The sequence below is a fragment of the Brevundimonas sp. genome (genome assembly GCF_041648055.1).
Classification (GTDB): domain Bacteria; phylum Pseudomonadota; class Alphaproteobacteria; order Caulobacterales; family Caulobacteraceae; genus Brevundimonas.
Genome location: NZ_JBAZPS010000028.1, coordinates 1 through 2,595 on the forward strand (window position 1 = coordinate 1; position 2,595 = coordinate 2,595).

General features: G+C 62.4%; 3 protein-coding genes. All 3 read right to left on the minus strand.

Annotated elements, in window-relative coordinates:
* On the minus strand, positions 1–976 hold a 976-nt coding region (locus WC585_RS17205), incomplete at its 3' end, for a serine hydrolase domain-containing protein (RefSeq protein WP_373259228.1).
* The gene (locus WC585_RS17210) at positions 973–1,479 is read right to left on the minus strand and encodes an ArsR/SmtB family transcription factor (protein ID WP_373259230.1); all 507 of its coding nucleotides are present in this window, start codon (positions 1,477–1,479) and stop codon (positions 973–975) included. The genes WC585_RS17210 and WC585_RS17205, both read right to left, overlap by 4 nt.
* A gap of 264 nt (positions 1,480–1,743) precedes the next feature.
* Positions 1,744–2,454 (minus strand): hypothetical protein, encoded by a 711-nt coding sequence (locus tag WC585_RS17215; RefSeq protein ID WP_373259232.1) that lies wholly within the window; start codon positions 2,452–2,454, stop codon positions 1,744–1,746.
* Between the last annotated feature and the right edge of the window lie 141 nt (positions 2,455–2,595).

Below are 2,595 nucleotides of genomic sequence, written 5' to 3' on the forward strand. Positions count from 1 at the left end.
CTCCGCGATCAAAGCCAATCCAGCTCGCAAAACCGCCGGTCATGCCATTGTGCCAGGTGACCTCGCCCGTGATGTGCCATCCGTAACCGATACGGGATCTTGCCCCGGCTGGCCTGCGCGGTTCTGTGGCTCCGATTCCTGGTGCCGTGCCGTCCATATAGGCACGAATATAGTCCGTCATGTCCGGCAGTGTGGATCGGGCGCTGCCGGCCGGCGCGTCAGCGCCAAGGGTCCAGGGATCCGTGGTTCTTCCCAAAGACGTGTAGCCCGACGGCGCACCGTCTCTCAGGTCGTTCTTCGACATCGGCACATAGGAGTTCTCCATTCCAAGCGGTCTGAAAATCCGCTCTTCGGCCAGGGTCGGGAACGGGGTTCCGGCCTTTTCGGCGAGCGCTTGCCCGAGCAGTGCGAAACCCAGGTTCGAGTAGCGGTACGCCTTGCCACCAACGTGGACGTCGCGGGCGTCCGCGATGAGCTCTTCCAAGGTCGATCCATAGGGATCGCGTGACAGAACGAGCGCGACCAGGATGGACGGCAGCTTGTCCAGCGACATGGCGACTCTCGGCAAGCCACTGGATTGGGTCGCCAGCTCTTCGAGCGTGAGAGCAGACGAGGGACTGCTGCCAAGGTCGAGAATGCTGCCGAGACGCGTATTGGCCTCCACCTCTCCACGCGCGATCGCATCAGCGAGCAGAGCGGCCGTGATCGTCTTGGTGACGGAGCCGATCTCGTACTCGGTGGCGTCCGAGGCGCCGAAATGGGCGACGCGTAGGCTTTGCCCATCAATCACCGCCACGCTCAGACTGTCGCGTGCGCCGGGGGAGGCGGCGATATGCGCGCGGACCTCCGTCAGGAGCTCCGGATCGCCTTGTGTCCGGTCGGACAGTTGAAGCGGCTGAGGCATGGCCGCCACACCGATCACGAACACAGCGAGTGCGCCCAGGAAAGCTATGACGGTCTTCGCGGGTAGGTTCATGGGCGTTTGCCTGCTGCTGTGAGCAGGACCAGTAGTGGCACCACCCGTTGGGCTGGAAGTGTATACTGGCCGCGACCGGCCTGCTCGAGCCAGCCCTGCACCACGAGCTGGTTGAGATGGTGGTAGAGCTGGCCCGTGGTGCCCATGCCCTCGCCCGCGGAGAGATCCCCCACGGTCGTGGCCCCACTGATCACGGCCTGCAGGAGGCGCAGGCGCACAGGGTTGCCCAGCGATGCGAGACTTTGAGCGAGCATGCCCCAGTCCGACGCCAGGATCTGATCGACGGGGTAACCGGTCTGCCATTCAACGGGCCCCGCCGCCGTCCGGACCACTCCGGCGAAGAACACCGCGCCCGGATCATCGACCCGTTCCTTGATCCCATCAAGGATCCAGAACGGATCGGAAGGTGTGGACGGCTCGTGTTTAGGAGGGCGGTTTTCGAGCGCCTCAACACGGGCGGTCAAATCTGCGATCTGTGTCTCCAGGCCAGCCAGCTGTTCCATAATTCCATTATTACATAAAAATGGACTTTCACGACACCCGTCTTGGCGCGGCCAAGATTCCGATGCCGAGTGTCGGACCGATGCCGCAGCGCGGTGAGGGCCGCAGTCAGGAGGCTGCAGGGATTGGAGTGGGTCGCTTCTCTCGCGGGACTGTCGGTCTACGTCGCTCTTGTCGTTCTGACATATCGCCGCCTCCGGGACGCCAATCTCAGCGGCTGGTGGATCCTACTGATGAGATGTCGTCGGTGTTGGGACAAGAGAGCCCTATTTGAGCTGGGCCCATAGGTAGAAGCCGCCGAGCGCCGCGAAGATGAGGATCGGGAAAACCAGCTGTTTCAGCAGGTCCTTCGTCTTGGCGTGCGGGTCCCTTGTTACGGGCGCAAAGCGCTGGGCCATATAAGCCTCGACATCTGCGGCCAGTTTCGCGGGAGAGCCACGGCGATCCACATGGATGTCATCAAGCGAGGTGCCGGCGCCCCAGCCGTCTTCCGGGGGCAGCAGTTCATCCTCAATCAACAGCCAAGCCCGATAACGGCGTCCCAAGACGTTGTGAATCAGGGTGACCGTCTCGGCGGACAGCGTGCCCTTTCCACCAAAGGCCAACACGGTGTCCCCAGCCTCGGCCACCCCAGGCGGCAGTTCTGCCGGGTCGATTTCTGACATCGGCTGGACATCATAGTTGAAGCCGCTCAGCTGACCATCGACAGTCACCGGCACCCAGCCTGCTACTTTCTGGTCGAGAGCGAAATCCGTGGGGAAGGCTACGGAAACGCCGGTTTCCGCAATGTCGGCAGTCAACTGGGCCGCCGTGGGCAGGGCGGCCTTGCGAACGATCAATGCGCTTTCGATGCTCATCAGATAGACTCCATCAGGTGAGGTCGTCGTCCGGAACAGTGGCGAGCAGCGTGAAGTCCGTATCGACCGCTGTTCCGGGCAAGGTATGAGGCCCGTTATAGCGAGCAGCGTGCTGTCCAACTACAGGTCCGCTTTGGGTGATGGGGTGGACGCCCCCCGACGGCATCGATGTGCCAGAGTGAGGGTGTTGAACAACACTCGAGGAGGCGTCCATGGGACAGGTTAGCACTGTTGGTCTGGATCTCGCCAAGAGCATCTTTC

Excerpts from the sequence above, each read along its gene's own strand:
- WC585_RS17210 (WP_373259230.1), bottom strand. The coding sequence starts at position 1,479 with ATGGAACAGCTGGCTGGCCTGGAGACACAGATCGCAGATTTGACCGCC.